Here is a 23,236-nt window from a genome sequence, read left to right as displayed (position 1 = left end):
CGGACTATGACAGCTGCTACAAGTATTATTTTGGCCGGTGTGGGCGGAAAAGGTGTCATTACTGTAACCAATGTTCTGTCGCACGGATTGGTGGCCCTCGGGTATGACGTGAAGGTCTCCGAGGTATACGGAATGTCACAAAGAGGCGGAAGCGTACACTCCCAGGTGCGTTTTGGTGACAAAATTTACTCCCCCCTGATCGAAATGGGTACTGCGGACTACATTGTCGGATTCGATCAGATTGAAGCCCTGCGCTGGGGGACTTTCCTGAAGCAGGACGGGCAGATGCTCGTCAATCTTGCAGAGCTGAATGAGGATATATACAAAGGCAAATACGAGGACAGCTTCAGCCGGTACAGGCGCGTCACTTTTGTCGAAGCCCAGGCAATCGCGAAGGAAACAGGCAATGTGCGCAATGAGAATTTCGTTATGCTGGGTGCCTTGCTCCAATCGCTCGGATTTGAATTCGCCGCCTGGCAGAGCACGCTGGAGAAGGTGGTCAAGCGGCAGTATCAGGAGGACAGCATCCGCTCGTTGCTTAGAGGGATGAGTGAGCAGGCGGCGTTGGAAGAGAAGGAGAACGTCTATGAGCGCTAAGGCTGCGGCAAGCAGAAATAAGCCCAGCGGGGCTGCAACGGGAGCAGATATCGCGATTGTAGGCATCGGCAGCAGATTTCCGGGAGCCGGGCATTACAGCGCCTACTGGGACAATATGATGAACCATGTGAACTCCGTGAAGCCAATTAGCTACGAACGCTGGCAGAACGGACGATACGGATTGAAGAATGAAGCGGATCTCGGCTGGGACCAGGAGCAATTCGTGAAGTATTGTGCTTCGCTATCTGATATTGACAAGTTCGATCATGCCTTCTTCAATCTGTCCCCCCGTGAGGTCGCAAGCATGGACCCCCAGCAGCGTATTCTGCTGGAAGAGACCTGGCACTGTCTGGAGGATTCGGGGATTCCGCTGGAGGAGCTGCAGAAGGCCGGAACCTCTGTATATGTCGGCGTTACGGGCAACGATTACGCTCTGGTTGCCCTGACCGGCGGCAAAAAGGTGGATCACTACGCCGGTCTCGGTAACTTCGAGTGTATAGCGGCGAACCGGATCTCTCATTATCTCGGTCTGACCGGCGAGAGCCTGTCCCTGGATACTGCCTGCTCCTCCTCGCTGGTTGCTGTTCACAAGGCAAGACAGAATCTGCAGGCGGGAGAAGCGAAATATTCAATTGCGGCGGGCGTCTGCCTTGCCTATCATCCTTGGCGGTATGTGACCTTTTCCAAGGCGAATATGATGAGCCCGGACGGACAATGCAAGGCATTTGATGCGGGTGCTGACGGATTCGTTCAGGGAGAAGGCGTTGGTGTGCTGCTGCTCCAGAAGCTGGAGGATGCCGTGCGGGACAACAACCACATCTATGGCGTTATCCGGGGAAGCGCTGTGAATCACTGCGGGGCCTCACAGACCATTGCCGCACCCAGCATGAACGCGCAGAAGGAGGTTGTCGAGGCTGCTCTGCGCCAAGCCCGGGTAGACGCTTCAACAGTCAATTATATTGAGGCGCACGGTACGGGAACCGCGCTCGGTGACCCGATTGAAGTCGAAGCGCTGACCAGAGTGTTCCGGCAGTACACCGGCGAGAAGCAGTTCTGTACCATCGGCTCGGTGAAGGCGAATATCGGCCATCTGGCAAGCGCCGCCGGTATGGCCGGCATCATCCGGGTGCTGCTGATGATGAAGCATCAGATGATTCCGGGCCAGCTGAACCTGGACAGCCTGAATCCGCTGCTGGACTGGGAGCATACTCCGTTCAGGGCTGTCACAGAGAATACCGTCTGGGCTGCTGTGAACGGACAGACCCCGCTGCGTGCCGGAGTAAGCGGCTTTGGCTTCGGAGGGGTTAACGCCCATGTCATTATTGAGTCTTACGAGCCGCCGGTACCCGTTAGGCCTGCTAAACCGCGGGCTGCGGAGCCGCAGATTATCACTCTCTCTGCGCAGAGCATAGAGAGTCTGCACGAAGGAATTGCGGCCTGGAAGTCGCAGCTTGATTCACCGGCTATCACGGAAGCGCCTATAGCGGAGATTAGCCGGACACTGCTTACTGCAAGGCGGCAGTGCCGGGAATACAGAATTGGTGCGATCGTCCGGAGCAGCCAGGAGCTGGCTTCCTTCCTGGAATCTGCCGTAGCTGGTGCGGACAGATTAGAACCGGGCCGGAAGGTATGGACAGTTCAATTCACTAACATCATCTATAAGGGGTATGCGGAGATCAAGAGCGTTATGGATGAACCGTATGTCCGGAAGATATTCGAAGAAGTAATTGCCGGTATTGTGCCGGCAGAAGGGGAACCCTCTGTCCAGACTGGCATTTCAATGGCCAAATGGAATAAAGAGCGGCTGGCCGCCTATTCCTTCCTGGCCAATTATACCCTGGCCAAGGCTCTGATCCGCCTAGGGGTGGAAATGGATTCCGTGAGCGGTGCGCAGCAAGGCACACTTCTAGCAATGGCGGTCAGCGGTATGGTTACTCCAGTCCAGGCGTATGACCTTCTGACCGGCCGGACCACCTGGGCAGAGTCAGAGCTGCAGCGGCCTGTGCTGACATTCATTGAGCCGTTTCGGCTACTGAAGCTCAAGCCTGTGCACATCAGTATCCCCTATATAGCTGGTCTCCGAGACCTACGGATTAGCGAGGCTGACGAAGCGGCGTTCAAGCATTATGTTGAGAAAGCCCGCATCCTCAGCCGGACACAGTTCACGTTCAAGAAATATTTACGGGATTGGGATCAGGCGTTGGCTCAGCATGCTCCGGATCTGTCCGCGGTCTCGCTGCTGCAACATGACGAGCTGCTGGCCGGCAGTCAAGACAACCCAGCATTGCAGCGGGAGCGTGTATTGCTGCTGCTTATTGCTTACGGCTCCCTGCTCAAGCTGAATCAGAAATGGGATCTGTCCGAACGGATCACACTAAACGATGAACGGCTGAGGGAGTGGGTCCAGCTTGTACTGGATGAAGTGATCTCCAAGGAGATGGCAGTACAGTTGCTGATATCTTCTGCCAATGAGTTGGAAGCGGTGCTTGAAGCTGCCAGAGATCAGCTCAATGAACGTCAAGGCCAATTGAGTCCTGATGCTCCCTATTCCTGCTTGTATGAAGCGAATCAGCCAATGGCTGTAATTAGCGACGAATCCGCCTGGCGAGACCAGCTTCAGGAGGAATGTGCAGGGCAGAGCATTCTGCAGTCCCAAGCGGTCCGGTTATTGGCGGAGGGGCAGGAGGTAGCCGCATTATCGCTTCAGAACGAGGGAATGCAGGGCTTCCGCGAGCTGTTGCTTCAGCTGTGGCTGGCCGGTGCAGATCTGAACTGGGACAGGCTGTATCCCGGCGGCAGCTTCAGGAAGCGCCCGTTGCCTGGGTATGCCTTTAACCGTTCCAGTCATTGGATGCCGGCTCCTCAAGCGGCTGCTGCTCCAAGCCATCCGATGCTTGATCTCGCGAAGTCCGCTCCGGAGCGCCTGCTGTTCGTGAAGACGCTGAAGGTGAGTGATTTCTATGTGGGCGAGCATATTGTCAATGAACAGGTGATTCTGCCGGGTGTAGCGTATCTGGAGATGGTCAGGGCAGCCGGCGAATTCGCAGCCGGGACGCAGGTGCATTCCATTAAGGATGTCCTATGGGTGAACCGGCTGGAGGTGACTGAACCTCAGGATGCTTATATTCAGCTCAGCCAGGACGACGGGTATATGCGGTTTCAGGTATATACCGGGGATAAGGCCGCCCAGAAGATTCATTGTACAGGCAAGCTATACACGGGAAGCGGCCAGCGGGTGAAGAGAGAGCGATTCAATCTTGCTGAAATACAGTCGGGTGACAGAGCCGGAATCACCAAGGAATTCTGTTATAACGAAGTGTTCGACCGTTCGATCGGCTTCCGGTACGGGCCAAGCTTCCAGGCTACGGCAGAAGCATTATGCGGAAGCATAGACTCACTGGAGAAGCTTGAATTGCCGCAGAGTCTGCTTCCTTCCTTCAATGAATACATGCTGCATCCTGCGCTGATGGATGCTGCACTGCGGGCAGTTACCTGGATTGGCGGAGCGGAAGCATACAAGCAGCTAAGATTACATATTCCGTTCGCCCTGGGTGAGGTCGCCATCTTCGGCAGACTTACGCCAAGCTGTTATTCTTATGCGGAACTGGTGCCGGAGACAGCAGATAAGGCTGCAGGCATGAAGCGGTTCAATGTCTATCTGCTGAATGAGCAGGGAGAGGTGCTGGTGGAAGCCAGAGATTTCACAATCCGGGCCATTCAGGATAAGCCTGTAATGTCTGTAATGTATAACGAAGCCAGCGGGCTGAAGGCAGGAATTCTGCCAAGCCCCATCCGCTTGTATACCGAGCGCTGGCAGGAAGCTCGGCTTCCGGGGCCGGCGGACCTCCCCGGCGGCTCAGGAGAAGCGAAGCGCAGGGCGGAAATACGGAATATTCTCTATCTAACCACAGAACACACCAACGTGAACCGGCTGGCTGAGGCTTTTGCCCGGGAACATACGGTGCCGGAACATATCATCATGGTCAAGCCCCAAGCAGCTTACAGTGCAGCCGCAGGCAGACTGGAATTCAGCATCCGCTATGCATGGGAAGCTGACTATGTAAGGCTGCTCAGCGAGCTGCTGGACAAGGGGATCAAGATAGACAACATTCTGTATGAATGGGATGGGGAGCACACCGATATCCTGAACGCCTGGTACCCGGTTCTGTATCTGTTCAAGGCGGTTACCCGGCTCTATCCACAGCACCCGGTCCGCTTCTTCTTAGCCACGTCAGCAGGCAATGAGCCTGGAGCGGGTATGCTGCAAGGACTGGCTAAGGCTATGCAGGTGATTAACCGCAGCTATATTCCATCCGTTATATACTGCCGCCGCGGGGAGATGACGCTGCGCGCAGCACAAGAGCTGTTAACCGCTGCACGAACCTCCTTCTCTGAAGTCTCTTATGCAGACGGGACAAGAAGCAGCCGGATCATTGTTCCGCTGGCTTCATTGCCGGAAGCAGAATTCAGCGGCTTCCGCAGGCACGGAACCTACCTGATTACCGGCGGTATGGGCAAGCTGGGCCTTGCTGTGGCCGAATTTGCCTTGCAGCACTATGAAGCCAATGTAGTGCTGACCGGCAGATCGGCACTTGATAATGTCAGACGCCTGGAGCTGGAGCGGCTCCAGCGGTATCCGGGCCGGGTCGTATATATACCCGGGGATATCGCACAACAGCAGGCAGCGGAGCGGATTGTGTCCCGGGCCAAAGAAGTTTTTGAGTCTATTAACGGTGTCATTCACTGTGCCGGGGTACTTGGCAGGCAGCCGCTGATGGAGGCAGAACCAGACCAAATAGCCGAAGTGCTGCTGCCCAAAATTAAAGGAACTCTCAACCTGGATGAAGCTACACAGCAGGAGAAACTGGATTTCTTCGTACTGTTCTCCTCCCTGTCGGCGGTCATTGGAGATTTTGCCAGAGGCACTTATGCGGCGGCGAACAGCTTCATGGACCGTTACGCTGTCCAGCGTACAGAGCAGGTTAAGGCGGGACTCCGGTCCGGGGCTTCCCTGTCCGTCAACTGGCCGGTATGGACTGACGGTGCGATGCAGCTGTCAGAAGAGGAAGCAGTGCAATACGGCCAACATGCGGGGCTCATGCAACTGGATACGCAGACAGGTCTTGAGCTGCTGGAGCAGCTGGTCCGCTCGGGCGAACCGCGCATTATCGTGGCCTGCGGGGAAGAGCAGCAGACATTCCGGGTCCTTGGGGCAGTTACAGAGAGGAAGGCACAGCAGCCTCCAGCCGGCCGGATTGCCACTGAGCAGGTGGAAGAGGCCGTTCAGCAGTATCTGAAGGGTGTCGTCTCCCGGGCAACCCGGGTTCCGGCGGCGCAGGTGGAAGCTTCGGCTGATTTCGCCAGCTATGGTATCGATTCAATTATGATTATGGAGCTGAACACCATTCTGGAACAGGACTTCTCCGATATCCCCAGCACCTTATTCTTTGAGTACAGCTCCATTGCCGGCTTGACGAGCTTCTTCCTGGATCATCATGCGGAATTCTTCCGCCCGTCCGCAGGAGCGGATGAATCTCAATCGGCCGGGGTGCAGCACATGCAAGCAGCGGAACGGCCGGTCAGAACAGGGCAGGCGCCAGCCGTGAACAAGGAAGTGCCACTGACTCTCTCAAGCTCTTCGGCTAGTGAGACTATGGCTGCAGATATTGCCATTATCGGGTTAAGCGGTCAGTATCCGATGGCAGAGACGCTGGAGGAGTTCTGGGAGGTGCTCTGCCGGGGCCGGGATTGTGTCACGGAGATACCGCCGGAACGCTGGGATTACCGCAAGGATTATGATCCCGCGCCGGGGAAGCCGGACAAGGTCTATACCAAGTGGGGCGCATTCATGAAGGATGTCGAACTGTTCGATGCGGGATTCTTCCACGTCTCCCCGCGCGAAGCGGAGCTGATGGATCCGCAGGAGCGGCTGATGCTCCAGACGGCCTATCACACCCTGGAAGATGCGGGGGCGGCGGGAGATACACTCTCCGGCCGGAAGGTGGGCGTGTTCATCGGGGTCATGAATTCCCATTATCAGCTGCTTGGTGCCGAACAGGCTCAGCACGGCCGCCTGATGGATGTACGGTCTTCGTTCGCCTCCATTGCCAACCGGATCTCTTATCACTTCAATTTCAAGGGTCCGAGTCTGGCGGTTGACACAATGTGCTCATCGGCACTGGTAGCGCTGCATATGGCCTGCGAGAGCATCCGGCGCGGAGAGAGCGCTCTGGCCCTGGCCGGAAGCGTCAACACCATTGTGCATCCGGCCAAATATATCTTTCTGGCCGATCAGCGGTTCGGCTCTACGGAAGGGAAATGCCGGGCCTTCGGCCAAGGCGGCGACGGCTATGTTCCAGGTGAGGGCGTTGGGGCTGTCTTGCTGAAGCCACTCACCGCAGCGCTCCGGGACGGGGATTCTATATATGGCGTGATCAAAGGTACGGCCATCAACCACGGCGGTAAGGTCAGCTCATATACGGTGCCTAATCCAAATGCCCAATCCGAGCTGATCGGGGAGGCCTTGCAGCGCTCGGGCCTTCATCCCCGTCAGATCAGCTATATCGAAGCGCATGGCACCGGGACGGCTCTGGGAGACCCGATCGAGGTGGCCGGGCTGACGAAGGCCTTCCGGCCATACACCACGGATACGCAATTCTGTGCTCTGGGTTCGGTCAAGAGCAATATCGGCCATCTGGAATCTGCTGCCGGTATGGCTTCCTTAACCAAGGTACTGCTGCAAATGAGGCACAAGCAGCTAGTGCCCTCAATTCACGCAGAGGAGCTTAACGGGAACATTGATTTCACCAGGACCCCGTTCTATGTACAGCGTTCGCTTCAGTCATGGGAGCCGTTCCTGGAGCAGACACCGGATGGCCTGAAGGCTCAGCCGCTCCGGGCAGGCATCAGCTCCTTCGGGGCAGGCGGAACCAATGCACACATTATTATTGAGCAGTACGAGCCGTGCATTGCTCCGCCGGCACAACATCTAAGGCAGTTGATCCTGCTGTCGGCCAAGAGCCGGGACAAGCTGCAGGCTCAGGCTCTGCAGCTGGCAACCTATATTGAACGGCACCGTGAGCGGCCTTCGGAGCTTCACAGATCCGCCTCCGGGCTGAAGGCGGTACAGGACCGCTGTCTGAATGCAGTTGCTGAAGCGCTTGGCGTGCTTCCCGGACAGATCGGCCCCGACGAAGATTTGACAGCGCTGTGCACCGATACGGTGCATCAGATACGGCTGGCCGGTGTGATCCGGGAATGGTACGGGGAGGAGGCAGCCGGATCTGCATTATGGTCGGGCTGGTCCTTAAGGAAGCTGATGAATCGCGCGGAGACCTTAGAGCGAAGCCGGAATATTGCCGGAACAACCTCAACTCCCGGGACGGCTGCAGATACGGACTCTTACACACTGCGGCTGGAGGATGTCGCCTATACGCTGCAAGCGGGGCGGGAGGCTTTTGATGAACGGGTAGCCATTGTAAGCCAGGATCTTCGGGAGCTGAGTCTAGTATTGAACCGCTTTGCCGCCGGAGAAACGAATCTGCCGGATGTGTATACCGGCAGCCTGAATCCTCAGCATAATATCGCTTCAATTCTCTTCCAGGACGGAGCGGGGCAACAGTTCATCTCCAGTGCACTGCATAACCGCCAGCTCCCGCAATTGGCCCAGCTCTGGCTGCTGAAGGCGAAGATTGACTGGAGACAGCTGCATGATGAAGCAAGCGGGGTAAGGATGATCCGGCTGCCGCATTATATTTTTGACAAGAAACGATACTGGGTCGGCAATAGCTTCTCAGCCGCAGCGGCGGCCAATCATGCCCAGTCTGCGCCAGAACAAGTCTATGTTCAGCCTGATACAACCTCCCATACGCACGACGCAGACATGTTGGAGGACTGCCTGAACCGCACGCTCGAGGAAGTGATCTATATGGAGGCCGGCGGGGTTCATGCCGATCTGCCATTCTCAGAGCTTGGTGTGAATTCGGTGCTGATGCTGGAGCTGGTGGATAAGCTGAATAAACGGCTCGGTCTGAGCCTGCATTCCAACGATCTGTTCAACTACAATACGATTCGCCTGCTGGCTGACCATATCCGCAAGACTACAGGGGAGGTTGAGGCAGTGCCAGGGACCCCCGTGCAAGTCTCCGACCGCCATATTGATCTGAACGAACTTGAACTCTTACTGGAGGGAAGATAAACGCCTATGCAGAGCAGAACATATGCACCGGACCGTTCGCCAGGCGCGGGACACGTCCCTAGGGAGGACATAGCCATTATCGGCATCTCCGGAAGATTCTCCGGTGCCCGGAACGTTGAGGAATACTGGAGTAATCTGGTGGGGGAAGCTTGCAGTCTCCAGGAAGCGCCTGCCGGGCGTACAGAGCTGACCCGGCTGGACCCGGCACAGAATAAGCATATCCGTTACGCAGGCTTCCTTCCCGGTGCGGATCAGTTCGACCCGTTGTTCTTCCGCATGTCGCCTAAGGAAGCAGAATATACGGACCCCAGACAGCGATTGTTCCTGGAGGAATCCTGCAAGGCCATTGAGGATGCAGGCTATTCGTTGCAAGAGATGTCTGGAAGCAGATGCGGCATATTCGTGGGGCTGCAGCAAGGGGAATATCTGGAACGGTTCCAAGGGGAGCCGAACGAGCATGTTCCCGCAGGGAACAGCTTATCGGTTATAGCGGCAAGAATCTCTTATCTGCTCAACCTGAAGGGCCCCAGTATTGCCGTGGATACCGCCTGTTCCTCTTCTCTGGTTGCCGTGTCGCTTGCTTGTGACAGCCTGCACAGCGGCAGCAGTGAGGTGGCGGTGGCCGGTGGCGTCCAGCTCATGCTCACGCCCTGGATCTACGTGTCGCTCGGTAAGCTGGGAATGCTGAATACCGATGGCCGCTGCAAGCCGTTCGCGGACGAGGCGGACGGCATCGGTCTGGGTGAAGGGGTAGGCGCTGTAGTGCTGAAGAAGGCTGCTTCCGCCAGACGCGACGGGGATCATATCTATGGTGTCATCAAGGGAATCGGAGTCAACCAGGACGGCAAGACCAATGGTATCACCGCTCCGAACGGCCTCTCGCAGGCGGCGCTGGAACGCGGGATCTATGAGAGCAGCCGGATTAACCCTGAGCATATAACTTATGTAGAGGCGCATGGAACGGGCACGCGGCTGGGAGATCCCATTGAGGTGGCTGCCCTCACGGAGGCCTTCCGCACATTCACGGCAAGGAAGCAATACTGTCATCTTGGTTCGGTCAAAGGCAACATCGGCCACACGTTGTCCGCTTCCGGAATTGCGGGTCTGATTAAGGTTCTGCTTAGTATGAAGCATGGCAAGATTCCCGCTACACTGCATACCGGCCGGGAGAACTCGCTGATTGAATTCGCAGACAGTCCCTTCTATGTTGGCAAACAGACTGAGACATGGGCTGGAGAGGGAGGACGGCCGCGGATGGCGGCGGTCAGCTCTTTTGGCATGAGCGGCACCAATTGCCACTTGGTTGTTGCAGAGCATCTGGAAGCGACTGCTGCAAGCGCTGGTGCCGGGAATTATGAAGAGAAAATGCTGCTGTTCGCCTTGTCTGCCAAAAGCACTGCGGCACTTGCCGCCAAAGCCCGGAACCTGCTGGAGCATCTGCAGAAGCATCCGGGATTAACCGGACTGGCCGATGTATCCTATACGCTGCTGGCCGGGAGAGACCATTATCCTTACCGCTGCATGTTCGCGGCCGCAAGCCGGGAGGAGCTGATCCGGGAGCTTGAGGCTTATATGGATAACCGCCCCGGCCCAGGCTGGTTCAGCGGTGGCGGCACCGGCAGCGGCGAACGGGTCAATCCTGAGCTGAAGGGCAGGATGGAGCTGTTGATCACCCAATTTCAGCAGGACAGCCTCCCGCCGCAGGAACGGGACCAGGCAACGCGGTTGATCGCCAACTACTACATTAGAGGCTATGACGTTGACTTCAGGAGCCTATCTGCTGGTACGGGCTTCCGCAGAGTGCCTTTGCCGGGCTACCCCTTCGATTATATGCGCTGCTGGATTGAGGGAGGAGAAGGAAATGTCCCTGCGGCTGGCAGTGCAGCAGCTTCCGGTTCAGCAGACAGCGGCGGCGGCGCAACAGCAGGACTGCTCCATCCGTTAGTTCACCGCAATGTGTCTACCTTACAGGGGATTTGCTTCGAGACTGTAATAGAGCCAGCCGGAACAGGGATATCCGGCAAACGGATTTACGGAACTGACGTATACAGCGAAGCCGTCCTGCTGGCCATGGGCGCCCAGGCGTCTCTGCTCGGCAGCGGCTTTTCCGGGATCACCGCCCTGGAGCGGGTGCAGTTCCACCATCCTGCTGCGGCTCTGAAGCTCAAGAAGCTGCGCATCCGGCTTCAGGAGGAGGGAGGAACACTGCGGTTCGCAGTGCAGCGCGACGGGATGCCGCAGGAGATTCTGGCGGCCGGTACAGCCAGAACGGGTCCGGTTCATGCATCCGGTGCACCGCTGTCAGCGGATATCAGCCGGATTAGGCGGGAAGCCGTACAGGTGCGGTCCGGGCAGGAGGTCTATCGCATACTGGAGAACCAGGGCTTGGCTTATGAAGAACAGGCTCGCGGCATAACAGAATTGTACAGCAGTCTAACCGGGCATCTGGCAGTATTAGCGCCAGAGCTGTTCCATCTGGAAGACGATGTTCTGTCTTACCGGTTATCGGAAGCCGTGCTGCAATGTCTCAATGCAGATGTTATCGGCATCGGCAGTACAATAGGTACCGCTTACGAGATCGGCGAAATCCGGTTCATCCGGCCTAAAGCAGCCCCGGGCTACCTGTATTTCCAATCGGGACAGCCGGATTCCGGGAGTAGTGGACTTCATTATGAGGTACATGTGCTGGATGAGTCCGGTGAAGAGATCCTCTACTATAAAGACATTCAGATGGTTCCTGTCAGCACCGGCGGCCTGATTACCAGAGAACAATACGGTCTGCTCGCCAAAGAATGGGTGCAGTCCGCACAGCCGATTCCACCGGAGCGGATAGAAGGGCATTATCTAATTATTGTGAATCAGGAGATGGATGAAGCCGCACTTGGGGCAATCCGTACAGGGTTCGATTCACCGTTAATCCTATGTGACGGAAAGGAACATAAACTCAGCACTATGCTGAACGTTAATTTCACCGATACCGGGAATAGCTCCCAGGTCATTGAAGAGCTGCTTGCCGTTAAGATTCGGCTTCAGGGGGTCATTGATCTCTCGGATCTTCATGCCCTGCCGATGCATACCTCCAAGCAGAGCTTCGGGAAGATAATGCTTCTGCAGGCGCTGGTGAAGCAGGCAGGAGAAGATTTCCGGATTATTCATCTGACCGGCGGGCTGCAAGGTCCGGAGGGCGGCACGTTAACGTTGGCCGGTGCGGATATCGCCGGAATCATCCGTACACTCAGCGCGGAATACAGCCGGATTAGGGCCCGAACGATAGATATCGGACTTGCAGGAACAGACATGGACAAGCTGCTACAGATGATCCGTAATGAATTACAGTTAGATAGCCATACCGCCGAAGCTGCTTATGCTGACGGCTTCAGGTTTGAGCCGGTAGTAAGGTTGTTGAAGCAGCAGAGCAGGTGGCAGGACCGTGAACCGCAGAACCGGCTGAAGCCGGACCCCGGCAAGGTCTATGTGATCACTGGAGGGACGCGGGGCATCGGGGCCGAGACAGCAAGATTGCTGGTCCGGCGGGGTGCACGGAAGCTGGTGCTGATGGGGGTTCAGGCGATGCCGGCAAGAGCAGAATGGCCGGATCTCCTGTCCGGCACAAGCCATGACCCGGGTAGCTTCGCCAGGATTAAGCGGATCGCGGAGCTGGAAGCCTCAGGCGCCCAGGTTGAGGTGTATTCCGGTTCGTTGGCCGATACTGCACGGCTGAAGGCTTTTATGGAGAAGATCAGGGGACAGTGGGGCGAAATCGGCGGTGTGATTCATTGTGCAGGCTCCAACCGGAATGAGCATCCGGCCTTTATTCACAAAACCATTGCCGATATCAGGCAAGTGTTCGAGCCCAAGGTCGATGGAGCCGCAGCGCTCGGGCATATCATCGCCGGAGATACGCCTGACTTCTGTATTCTGTTCTCTTCGGTCTCTGCCCTTGTGCCGCTGCTGTCTGCCGGACTGAGCGATTACAGCGCAGCCAACTATTATATGGACCTCTATGCGCAGCATCAGCATACCCTCGGCAACACCTATTATCAGTCGGTCCTGTGGCCGAGCTGGTCAGAGGCCGGGATGCTTGCGGATTCCGGATTTCAGCTCAGCCCGCTGTATACACAGGCAGGACTTACCGCGCACAGTCTGGCTGACGGCCTGTTCATGCTGGAGGATCTGATCTGCGGCAATACTCCGCCCAGTGTAATCCCGGCGATGTTAAACATGGAACTGTACCGGCCGGACTTATGGACTCAGACCCGCTTGGAGACGGCTAGGGCAGCCCCTGGGCTTCCTGGTCCCAAGAGCAATTCCGGCGTACAAGCAGAAATGTCTGCTTTAATTCTAGATATATTCTGTACAGAGCTGAAGCTGCCCCGTGAGCGGGTGCGGGAGGATATGCCTTTTGTAGAGCTGGGGGTGGATTCCATTCTGCTGATCGGAGTCATCAAGAAGCTGGAAGCCGCAATGCAGGCCTCTGTTGATCCGGCACTGTTCTTCGAGCTGAGAGACGTGAGCGCGCTGGCGGCGCACCTCAGCCTGAAGCGGGGTGCATCTGCAGTCCAGCCGGAGTCCCGGCTACAAGAGAAGCTTCAGGCACCGGTAAGCAACATCCTTCAGTTCGCCGAGCCTTACAGCCGGATGCCGGAATGGTCTGACAGCCGCAGCCGCATGGCGGGAGAGCAATCAGCACATGCCACATTTGCTGAAGCACAGAACTCACGGAATAATCACGACGGCCGGATTGCTGTGATCGGCATGGGCTGCCATTTCCCCGGGGCTGGGGACAAGGATACCTTTTGGAATAATCTGGTGCAGGGCGTGGATAGCATTACAGAGATTCCGGCCAGCCGCTGGGATCAGGATGAGTACTACGCTCCAGTTCATACCGATGGCAAAAGCATCAGCAAATGGGGCGGGTTCCTGGACGATATTGAGTCCTTCGACGGCGGATATTTCGGACTGAAGGAGAATACCGAGCAGATCAGTCCGCTCATGCGGCAGTGTCTGGAGGTGACGGCGGAAACCTTGCTGGACGCGGGCTATTCGCAGACGGAGATCAGCGGGCGGAAGGTCGGTGTATTCATCGGTGCCCACCCCGGCTCCTATCCGGGCTGGGTGCAGGAGATCAACAAGCATACCATCATCGGAATCGGACAGAATTTCATTGCGGCGTATGCCTCTCATTTCTATAATCTCAAGGGCCCCAGCCTGACGGTGGACAGTGCCTGCTCCTCCTCGCTGCTCAGTCTGCATCTGGCCTGCCAGAGCATCCGCTCAGGCGAGTCGGAAATGGCGATAGCGGGTGGGGTGGACCTGCTGCTGGACGAGCGGCCCCATCTTGTGTTCAGCGCCTCCAGAGCCATGTCACCGGACGGCAAATGCCATACCTTCGATGAAGGCGCCAACGGCATTGTGCCGGGTGAAGGGTGTGGAGCTGTGCTGCTTAAGCCGCTGGCCCAGGCCCTTGCTGACGGGGATAGAATCTATACGGTAATCGAAGCATCTGCCGCTGGCAATGACGGGCGGACTATGGGAGTGACTACGCCGAACTTGCAGGCCCAGGAAGAGGTTATCGCAGAAGCCTTACGCCAAGCCGGTATCCACCCGCAGACGATCGGTTATGTGGAGACGCACGGCACCGGAACGATGATCGGCGATCCTATTGAGCTGAAGGCCCTGACCTCGGTCTATCAAAAATATACAGCGGCCACCGGCTTCTGCGGGGTGGGCAGCGTAAAGACCAATATCGGCCATTGCCTCAGTGCGGCCGGAATCGCCAGCTTCATCAAGACGGCGCTGTGCGTCCATCACCGGATGCTGGTCCCTACGCTGAATTGCCGCCGGCCGAACCCGCGTTTTGACTTCGGGCATTCGCCCTTTTATCCGGTGCAGACCGCCGCAGCCTGGGACAGCTCCGGGGAGGTGCGGCGGGCGGCTGTCAGCTCCTTCGGCTTCGGCGGCACCAATGTGCATATGATCATCGGGGAGTGCAGCGAATCCGGACTGCAAGCTTATACCCCGCGGAGGAAGCCGCTGCCTGCACCGGTGTACAATAAGCAGCGGGTCTGGACAGACCGCCTGAAGATAGAGCGCAGGCAGGCTGCTCAGGAAGAACAGGATCAGCTGTCCTTCCTGCAGTTCATTGAAGAGTGAGCTTGAATACGGGAGCGGAGAGGTGTCACGCATGGATGTATTAAGCGGTGTGCGGTTCAGTACCGTAATCACAAACAGCAATTATATCGTCAGAGACCATCGGGTCCACGGTGTGCGGATGATGCCTGGAGTTACGCTGCTGGACATGATCTACCGGTTCCTGCAGACGAAGGGGTTCCGCTTGCCGGACATCGAGCTGCGCAGGGTCCTGTTCAGCGAGCCGGTCACCACCAGCGGTCATTACGATAAAAAGATTCAAATCTCCTTCACCGCACAAACGGAAGGGTACGAGGTTGTAGCGCAGAGCCAGAAAGTGAAGGAGGGCCGCGTCCTGGACAGCGCCTGGGATGAAAATCTGCGTTGTGAGCTGCATGTGCGCCCGGTGCCTTCTGCTGAACGGAGAACCATCGATATCGGCCAGATTAAAAGCCGGAGCACGCGAGTAGAGGATATGGATCATGCCTACAGCTATGTACGGCGGATTGATATCCGTCATCTGGAATTCATGAAGGGGCTGGGGAAGCTGTATTACGGCAGCCAGCGCATTCTGGCAGAGATCAGTTTGGGCGGGCTGGCCAAGCAGTATATGGATCACTTCTATATGCATCCTTGCTATCTGGATGCGGCCACTCTGGTTCAAGGCTTTGTTGTCCTTCAGGAGCTGGATTTCTCCCGGGAGATTCAGGCTTCCATTCCGATGTTCATTGAATCCTTCCGGTCCTGGGAGCCAATGAAGGAGAGAATCTATGTCTATATCAAGGATGAAGGCTACCCGGACGGTGAGATCAGGGACCTGATGTATTTTGATATTGAGGTGTACAACGAACAAGGAGAGGAGATTGCCTCCTTCAGGCGCTGGGGTCTGAAGAAGATCCGCTCCAGGGAGCTGATCAGCGGCTCCCGCAAGGATCAATCTCCGGTCTTGCTGCCGGTGGCATCTACGGGCACGGCGCAGCTTAAGCCGGAGCATGCAGTGTCCCCCGTTCCGGTTCCGCCGGGCAGCGGCGGGTCCCAGGAAGGAGATCGTGTTCGTAAAGAAACTATTGTTTCCTATTTAAAAGGACTAATCAGTACTTTGTCTGGTGTGGACCCGGCGGAGCTTCAGAACGGAGAGGGCTTCTATAATCAGGGACTGAATTCTCAGCATTTGCTGGATATTGTCAGGCAACTGGAGGAGCGGCTCGGCAGCAATCTGTATCCGACACTGCTGTTTGAATATGCCAACATCGAAGAATTGAGCGGGTATATTCTGCGGGAGCACGGGGCGGCATTCTTTCCTGCGGTTCCATTACCGGAGAAGGCACTGTCTTCTGCTGAATACGAAGCAGCCGCTACGGAGACATCTGCCGGTCATGCAGTTCATGCTTACAGCCCCGCCTGGACCGGCAGCCCGCTTAGGAATCATGGAGCGGCAGGGCGCTGGCCAGGACAGGAGCAGATTCTAGTCCTGTGCAGTCCGCAGGATGAGCTGCTGCAGCTTAAGGGAACGGAGGCGGGCAAACGCTTCAGCTTCGTGTTTGCCGGAGAAGCGTTCAGTGCAGAGGGCGGAGGGATATACCGCCTGAACCTTACCAGTGAAGACAGCTACAAGCAATTGATCGGGGAGCTGATGGCGGCGGGCTGTATGCCTGCTGTAGTGGTCAACACATTGAACTGTGGCGTACAGGATCGGGCGGCTCTGCCGGAGCTGTCCGAACACCAGGTGCTGCCGATGTTCTATCTGCTCCGGGAACTGCTGCGCAGCAAAATAAAAACAACCGTTAAACTTATGTATTGCTTCGATCAGACGGATACTGCTGCCCATCCGGGAGATGCGGCCATGGAAGGATTCCTGGAATGCCTCCGATCGGAAAGTGATAAGTTAGCCTACAAATGCATCGGAATGGATGAGATGAGCCGCCAGAAGCTTCAGACTGTTCTTCAAGATGAGCTGTATGAGGACTGGAGCTGCGGAGACCGTATTGCCTATGAACTGGGTATTCGCAAAATGAAGACTTACCGTAAGTGCGGAACAGCCGAGGCCGAAGCCGGCAGAACGTCCATCCGCAGCGGGCATATCTATCTGATTACCGGCGGAGCCGGCGGCATCGGCCGGAGGCTGGCAGCGCATGTTGTGGAGCAAGGAGCAACTGCCATTCTCTGCGGCAGAGCTGCCAGCCTGCCGGAAGGCTCGTTGAACGGATTGGCGGCGCATCCGCTGCTGGACTATGTAAGCTGTAATGTGGCAGACCGGAGATCTGTGGAACAACTCCATGCTTATGTCAAGGCGAAGCACGGACGGCTGGACGGCATTGTTCATTGCGCCGGTGTTACCAGGGATTCATTGCTGGTACATAAGGACGCGGGGGATTTGCTTCAGGTGCTGCGGGTGAAGGCGGACGGCACAGCCCATCTCGATGAAGTGTTCAAGGCGGAGCCGCTGGCGTTTTTCGCTGCGTTTTCATCGGTGGCCGGCGTTCTCGGCAATCCTGCGCAAAGTGATTATGCGTATGCGAACATGTACATGGACCATTATATGGAGCTGAGGGAGCGGCAAAGGGTCCTGGGTACAAGAAACGGCAAATCCCTGTCGGTCAACTGGCCGCTATGGCGCGAAGGCGGAATGAAGGGGGACAGGCACATCGAGCCTGCGCTAAACCGCCGGTTCGGCATCTCGCTGCTGGAGACCGACGCCGGAATCGGGGCGCTGGAATGGGCGCTTGGGCGGGAGGAATCGCTGCTGCTGCTGGCTCCGGGCGAGGAGAGCAGGATTGACAGTGTCCTGATCCGGGACGGGGCAATCGTGGAGGAAACGGCCGAACCGCTGCCGGAGACGGCGCTGGAGCTGCCGCACCGCTCCGGAAATACAGGAGAGAATGACCTGGCAATTATCGGAATCAGCGGTAGATTTCCCGGCGCAGACAATCTGGATGAATACTGGGAGCTGCTGCGGACCGGACGTGATGCCGTATCGGAGATTAGTCCGCAGCGCTGGAGCCATGAACAGCAGCAGCGCACAGCCCGGGAGAGCTGGGGCAAGGATTGCTCCCGGTGGGGAGGCTTCCTCCGGGATGTGGACAAGTTCGATCCGCTGCTGTTTGGGATTGCACCGTATCAGGCCGCGCTGATGGACCCGCATGAACGGATCTTTCTGGAGCTGGCCTGGGAAGCATTCGAGGATAGCGGATATCCACGGTCAGCGCTCAAAGGCCGGAAGGTAGGCGTGTTCGCCGGTGCAATGTGGATGCACTATCAGCTCTACAATACAGACCGGCAGGTGGCAACCTCGACGCTCTCGTCGGTTGCCAACCGGGTGTCTTATTGTTTTGGGCTGACCGGGCCTTCACTGGCCGTCGATACGATGTGTTCCTCCTCGCTGACCGCACTGCATCTGGCCTGTCAAAGTATTAGGAATCAGGACTGCGCCATGGCTCTGGTGGGAGGGGTGAACCTCTCGGTGCATCCGGATAAATATCTTCTGCTGTCCCAGGGGAATTTCGCTTCGTCCGACGGGCGCTGCCGCAGCTTCGGCGAGGGCGGGGATGGTTATGTGCCAGCGGAGGCTGCAGGCGCGGTCCTGATCAAGCCGCTGCGCCAGGCCGAGCTGGATCAGGACCGCATCTATGCGGTCATCAAGGGCAGCAGTGTCAATCATGGCGGAGAAGCCAGCGGATTTACGGTTCCCAATCAGCGGGCGCAAGAGGAAGCGGTGGCAGATGCGCTCCGCCGGAGCGGGGTTGATCCCTCGACCATCAACTATATTGAAGCGCACGGCACCGGAACCTCGCTTGGCGATCCGATTGAGATTCAGGCGCTGGTCAATGCCTTTACACCTCATCAGGACACGCCTTTCCGGACTGCCATCGGATCGGTCAAGTCGAACATCGGTCATGCAGAGGCGGCTGCAGGCATGGCGTCCATCGCTAAGGTGATCCTGCAGATGCAGCACGGGCAGCTGGTGCCCTCAATCCATTCAGAGGAGATCAACCCGCATATCCGGCTGGAGAATACAGGCTTCAGCATTCAGCAGAAGCTGGAGGATTGGCAGCCAGTCACGCGGTTCCGGGACGGACAGATGCAGGAGTTTCCAAGACGTGCAGGCATCAGCGCCTTTGGAGCAGGCGGGTCGAATGCCCACGTTATTCTGGAGCATTATTCAAGCGGCAGCAAGAATGCTGGGGCGCGGGATGAACGTGAGGGACCTTATGTCTTTGTATTATCAGCGCAGACCTCTGAACAGCTTAAAGCTTATGCCCGGCGGATGCGGGAGTACATCACTCAACGGCAATCCGCTGGACAGGGACAGATGCAGGAAGTATCCGCTGCTCTTCATATGTTAATCGAGCCCCTGCTTAACCTTCCGGCCGCCGGCAGCTTGGAAGAGCATTCACTGCAGGAGCTGGGTCTTGGACCCGTTGAATTCGTTCAGTTAAGTGAACGGCTGGGGGCATGCTTCGGCATCGCGGCCCATACGTTAGCGTTACACGGAGATTTGACAATTAAGGAGCTTGGTCGGCAATTATTAACCGGATTGGCAGAAGGAGAGGAACTGGAGCGCCATGCCTCCACGGCCAGACCTGCTGAGCTTCCGCTGTCCAGACTCAGCTATACGCTTCAGGTGTCTAGGGAGCCTATGAAGCACCGGCTGGCGATCGTGCACCTCACGGCAGGTGAACTGCTTCAAGCGCTAGAGAATTATCTGGAAGCCAAAGCTTGCAGCCGGCTGTTCACCTCTGAAGACTTGGAAGGACAATCAGGCAAGGAGCAAACGCCTGATAATAGAACCGACCCATGGCAAGCTGCAGAACGCCTGGCCCGGACCTGGACGGGAGGCGGAGCCGTTGACTGGAAGGCATTGTACGGGAAGGACAAGCCGAAGCTTTTGACGCTGCCGCATTATCCGTTTGCCCGCAAAAGCTATTGGATTGAGGCGGCAGCTCTCTCACAGCCTATGTCAAGGATACAGGAGCCTGCCAAAACAATATCGGCCATGCCCGCAGTGACTGAGAACGCTGCAGTATACACAGGTAATGAGGTTGTGCTGGAATATGACGGGCAGGGGATTGCACTTTTGCGGATTCAGGACGCTATGCACAACAACACCTTCACCCATGAGGTGATCCAGGGGCTGATTCACTGCTTCCGGACCATTTCGGAAGATGAACAGATCAAGGCGGTTGTGGTTGCCGGGAATGACCGGATCTTCTCCATGGGTGGCACACAGGAGCAGCTGCTGGATATATCCGACTCCAAGCTGAGCTTTACCGATGCGCCGATCCTGTACAGGGGGATGCTGGAATGTCCTGTGCCGGTCATCTCCGCGATTGAAGGCCATGCCTCCGGCGGAGGCCTGCTGTTCGGGCTGTATGCGGATCTTGTGGTGATGGCCGAGGAGAGCGTCTATTCTGCCGCTTTTGCTAAATACGGCTTCACACCAGGGATGGGGGCTACCTTCATTCTGGAGGAGAAGCTGGGCAAAAATCTCGCGGTTGAGATGATGTTCACCGCCAAAATGTACTCCGGGGTGCAGCTCAAAAGCAGATCGGCCTCCGTTATCTTCCAGCCCAAGGATCAGGTGCTGCAGGAGGCGGTCTCGATAGCCCGGATGATTGCCGAGAAGCCCAGAACAACCGTCAGTGTGCTGAAGCAGGAGCTCTCCGGCCGGGTGCTGGATTCTCTGCTGCGCTGCGTGGAGCGTGAGAATGAGATGCACCGGATTACGTTTACCACCGATGAGGTGAAGGCCAGAATCCGCCACCTGTACCGCGCTGATGGGCCGGAGGGGCAAGCACAGCCTGCGGTACAGGCTACGGTACAGCCGGAACGCAAGCAATCCCGGCCTAGCGGGCAGAGCAACCAGGATGAGCTGGTCAGGATCATCGCCCGGCGCATTCAGCTGGATGAGGCTGAGCTTGACACGGAGATGAATTTCAAGGATATGGGCGTGGATTCAATCAGCGGTGTAGAGATTGTGCGTGATGTGAACGAGAGCTTTGGCTTACAGCTGGATACGATCGACATCTATGATCACTACTCCATCACCTTGCTTGCCGCCCATATTGGTCGTAAACAGGCGGCGTCCCGGCATGAGGGAGAGGAGCTAAGGGTAGAAGCGTTGACACAGACTGAGGCGCGATCCGCCGAGTCTCCCGATCATCCGGCAGAGGACCGTGATCTGCTGGAGCTGCTGTCCAGGCTGGAGCAGGAGGAGCTGGATGTGGACGAGCTGGCCCAGTTTTTGGAGGTGTACTATGAGTAGCAGCGAGCTGATTAAGGAAATCCTGCAGCAGATCAAGAGCCACAGGCTGGAGGCCCGCGAAGGACTGAAGCGTATTCAGGAGCTGAAGCAGCGGGACGATACAGCCTCCGGCACACGTCAGATTGGTCCTGTGCCGGATGTGGAGCAGCTGATCCGCGATGTGCTGTGCAAGGTAGTGAAACTGAAGCCGGAGGAGCTGATCCCGGATCTGACTTTTAAAGACATGGGCATTGATTCAATCAGCAGTGTGGAGATTGTCCGCGACCTGAATGAAGCACTGCAGATCCAGCTTGATACCATCGTGCTCTACGATTACCCCGCAATCCCCGAGCTGGCCCGCTATATTGTTAGTGAGGTTCAGAAGCACAGTGGTGCAGCCGGGGAGAAGCGGAGGGTGAAGGCGGCAGAGGAGCTACCGGGAGCTGATGCGGTCAAGCCGCAACGGCTGAACCACAGATACGAATACATGAATGATCTGATTGACCAATTCTCTTCCGGCAAAGCACAAGCGCAGCCGCCCGCTGCCCAGGTACCCGTAACCGCACCCGCCGGTCCGTCAGCTTCCGGGGCGCCCAAGCTAATGCTCAGAACCGGTGAGGTCTCCGCTCCCGACGCAGCACATGGGGTCCAAATCAAGCTCAGCCAGACTGCACGCAGGGCGGAGGCGGAAGCGCCGGCCAAGACAGTACCGGAAGCGGCACCCGCCGCTCCTGAATTCGTGGCCCCTGCTGCTGTACCGGAGGGAATTGCAATTGTCGGCTTATCGGGCCGGTTTCCCGGAGCCGCCTCCGCCGGAGCGTTATGGCGCAATCTCCGGGACGGCATCTCCAGCACGGGTGAGGTTCCGTGCAGCCGGTTCGATCTCCATGCGCTGTACGATGAGGACCGCACAGCAGATCAGAAGACGTACTGCACGGTAGCCGGACTGCTTGACCAGGTTGATGAATTCGATCCGTTGTTCTTCAATATTTCACCGAAGGAAGCGGAGATTATGGACCCGCAGCAGCGCATTTTTCTGGAAGAGGCGTGGAAGGCGCTGGAGGATGCGGGATATTCCGACCAGGCAGTACAGGATACCCGCTGCGGGGTGTTTGTCGGCTGTGCGCCCAGCGATTACACGAAGCATCTGGAGGCGAACGGCCTGGGCAATACCGCAGAAGCTTTTACAGGGACTTCCTCCTCCATCCTGGCGGCCCGGATCTCCTATGTTCTGAATCTTAAGGGACCAAGTATTTCAATAGACACTGCCTGCTCCTCATCACTGGTCGCTGTCCACCAGGCTTGTGTAAGCCTCTGGAACGGGGAATGCGAGATGGCGCTGGCCGGGGGCATCCGGCTGATGATTACACCGGACAGCATCGTGCAGAGCAGCCAGATGGAGATTTTGTCGGCACAGGGGGTGTGTAGGCCCTTCGATCAGGATGCGGATGGAACGCTGCTCAGCGAGGGAGCCGGAGTTGTGGTCCTGAAGCCGCTAAGCCGTGCGCTGGAGAGCAGGGATCATATCTATGGTGTAATCCGGGGCAGCGGTGTGAACCAGGACGGCCGGACCAATGGCATAACCGCGCCAAGCGTGAACTCACAGATTCAATTGGAGCAGCGGGTATACGAGAAGTTCCGCATCGATCCGTCGGAGATCAACTATGTTGAAGCGCATGGAACCGGTACCCCTCTGGGTGATCCCATTGAAGTGAAGGCGCTGACAGAAGCGTTCCGTGCCTTCACCCAGGACAGCGGATACTGCGCGCTCGGATCGGTAAAAGCGAACATCGGCCATTGCACCATGGCTGCCGGTGTGGCCGGGATATTCAAAATTCTGCTGTCGCTGAATCACAGGCAAATCCCGCCGCTGATACATTATAAACGGCTTAACGAGAAGATCCGCCTGGATGGAAGCCCGTTCTATATCAACACAGAGCTGACCGACTGGCCGGAGAATAAGCGCGGCTCCCGGATGGCCGCTATCAGCGGGTTCGGCTTCAGCGGAACGAATTGCCATATCGTCATCGAAGAGTACCGCAGCAGCCGGAGGGTGGAACCATAGGAGCGGA

General features: G+C 57.1%; 5 protein-coding genes. All 5 read left to right on the top strand.

Annotation, left to right across the window (positions count from 1 at the left end):
• Positions 1 to 6: 6 nt before the first annotated feature.
• The 5 genes from K1558_RS12990 to K1558_RS12970 are packed head-to-tail and all read left to right on the top strand — an operon-like array spanning position 7 to position 23,229.
• The gene (locus K1558_RS12990; RefSeq protein WP_238652004.1) at positions 7 to 597 is read left to right on the top strand and encodes an indolepyruvate oxidoreductase subunit beta; all 591 of its coding nucleotides are present in this window, start codon (positions 7 to 9) and stop codon (positions 595 to 597) included.
• Positions 587 to 8,794 carry an SDR family NAD(P)-dependent oxidoreductase gene (locus K1558_RS12985; RefSeq protein WP_238652003.1) on the top strand — a complete coding sequence of 2,736 codons (8,208 nt, stop codon included), beginning with the start codon at positions 587 to 589 and terminating at the stop codon, positions 8,792 to 8,794. The genes K1558_RS12990 and K1558_RS12985 overlap by 11 nt, the downstream gene beginning before the upstream one ends.
• Positions 8,795 to 8,800: 6 nt before the next feature.
• Complete coding sequence (locus K1558_RS12980) at positions 8,801 to 14,947, top strand: beta-ketoacyl synthase N-terminal-like domain-containing protein (RefSeq protein ID WP_238652002.1); 6,147 nt, start codon at positions 8,801 to 8,803, stop codon at positions 14,945 to 14,947.
• 31 nt (positions 14,948 to 14,978) lie between these two features.
• Positions 14,979 to 21,185 carry an SDR family NAD(P)-dependent oxidoreductase gene (locus K1558_RS12975; RefSeq protein ID WP_238652001.1) on the top strand — a complete coding sequence of 2,069 codons (6,207 nt, stop codon included), beginning with the start codon at positions 14,979 to 14,981 and terminating at the stop codon, positions 21,183 to 21,185.
• Positions 21,178 to 23,229 (top strand): type I polyketide synthase, encoded by a 2,052-nt coding sequence (locus K1558_RS12970; protein ID WP_238652000.1) that lies wholly within the window; start codon positions 21,178 to 21,180, stop codon positions 23,227 to 23,229. The genes K1558_RS12975 and K1558_RS12970 overlap by 8 nt, the downstream gene beginning before the upstream one ends.
• Positions 23,230 to 23,236 lie beyond the last annotated feature (7 nt).

It is taken from the genome of Paenibacillus piscarius (assembly GCF_022234545.1).
GTDB classification, from domain to species: domain Bacteria; phylum Bacillota; class Bacilli; order Paenibacillales; family Paenibacillaceae; genus Paenibacillus_AQ; species Paenibacillus_AQ piscarius.
Note: the sequence above shows the minus strand (reverse complement) of the source record. Positions and strands in the feature narration are given on the sequence as shown.

Excerpts from the sequence above, each read along its gene's own strand:
- K1558_RS12990 (WP_238652004.1), top strand. The coding sequence starts at position 7 with ATGACAGCTGCTACAAGTATTATTTTGGCCGGTGTGGGCGGAAAAGGT.
- K1558_RS12985 (WP_238652003.1), top strand. The coding sequence starts at position 587 with ATGAGCGCTAAGGCTGCGGCAAGCAGAAATAAGCCCAGCGGGGCTGCA.
- K1558_RS12980 (WP_238652002.1), top strand. The coding sequence starts at position 8,801 with ATGCAGAGCAGAACATATGCACCGGACCGTTCGCCAGGCGCGGGACAC.
- K1558_RS12975 (WP_238652001.1), top strand. The coding sequence starts at position 14,979 with ATGGATGTATTAAGCGGTGTGCGGTTCAGTACCGTAATCACAAACAGC.
- K1558_RS12970 (WP_238652000.1), top strand. The coding sequence starts at position 21,178 with ATGAGTAGCAGCGAGCTGATTAAGGAAATCCTGCAGCAGATCAAGAGC.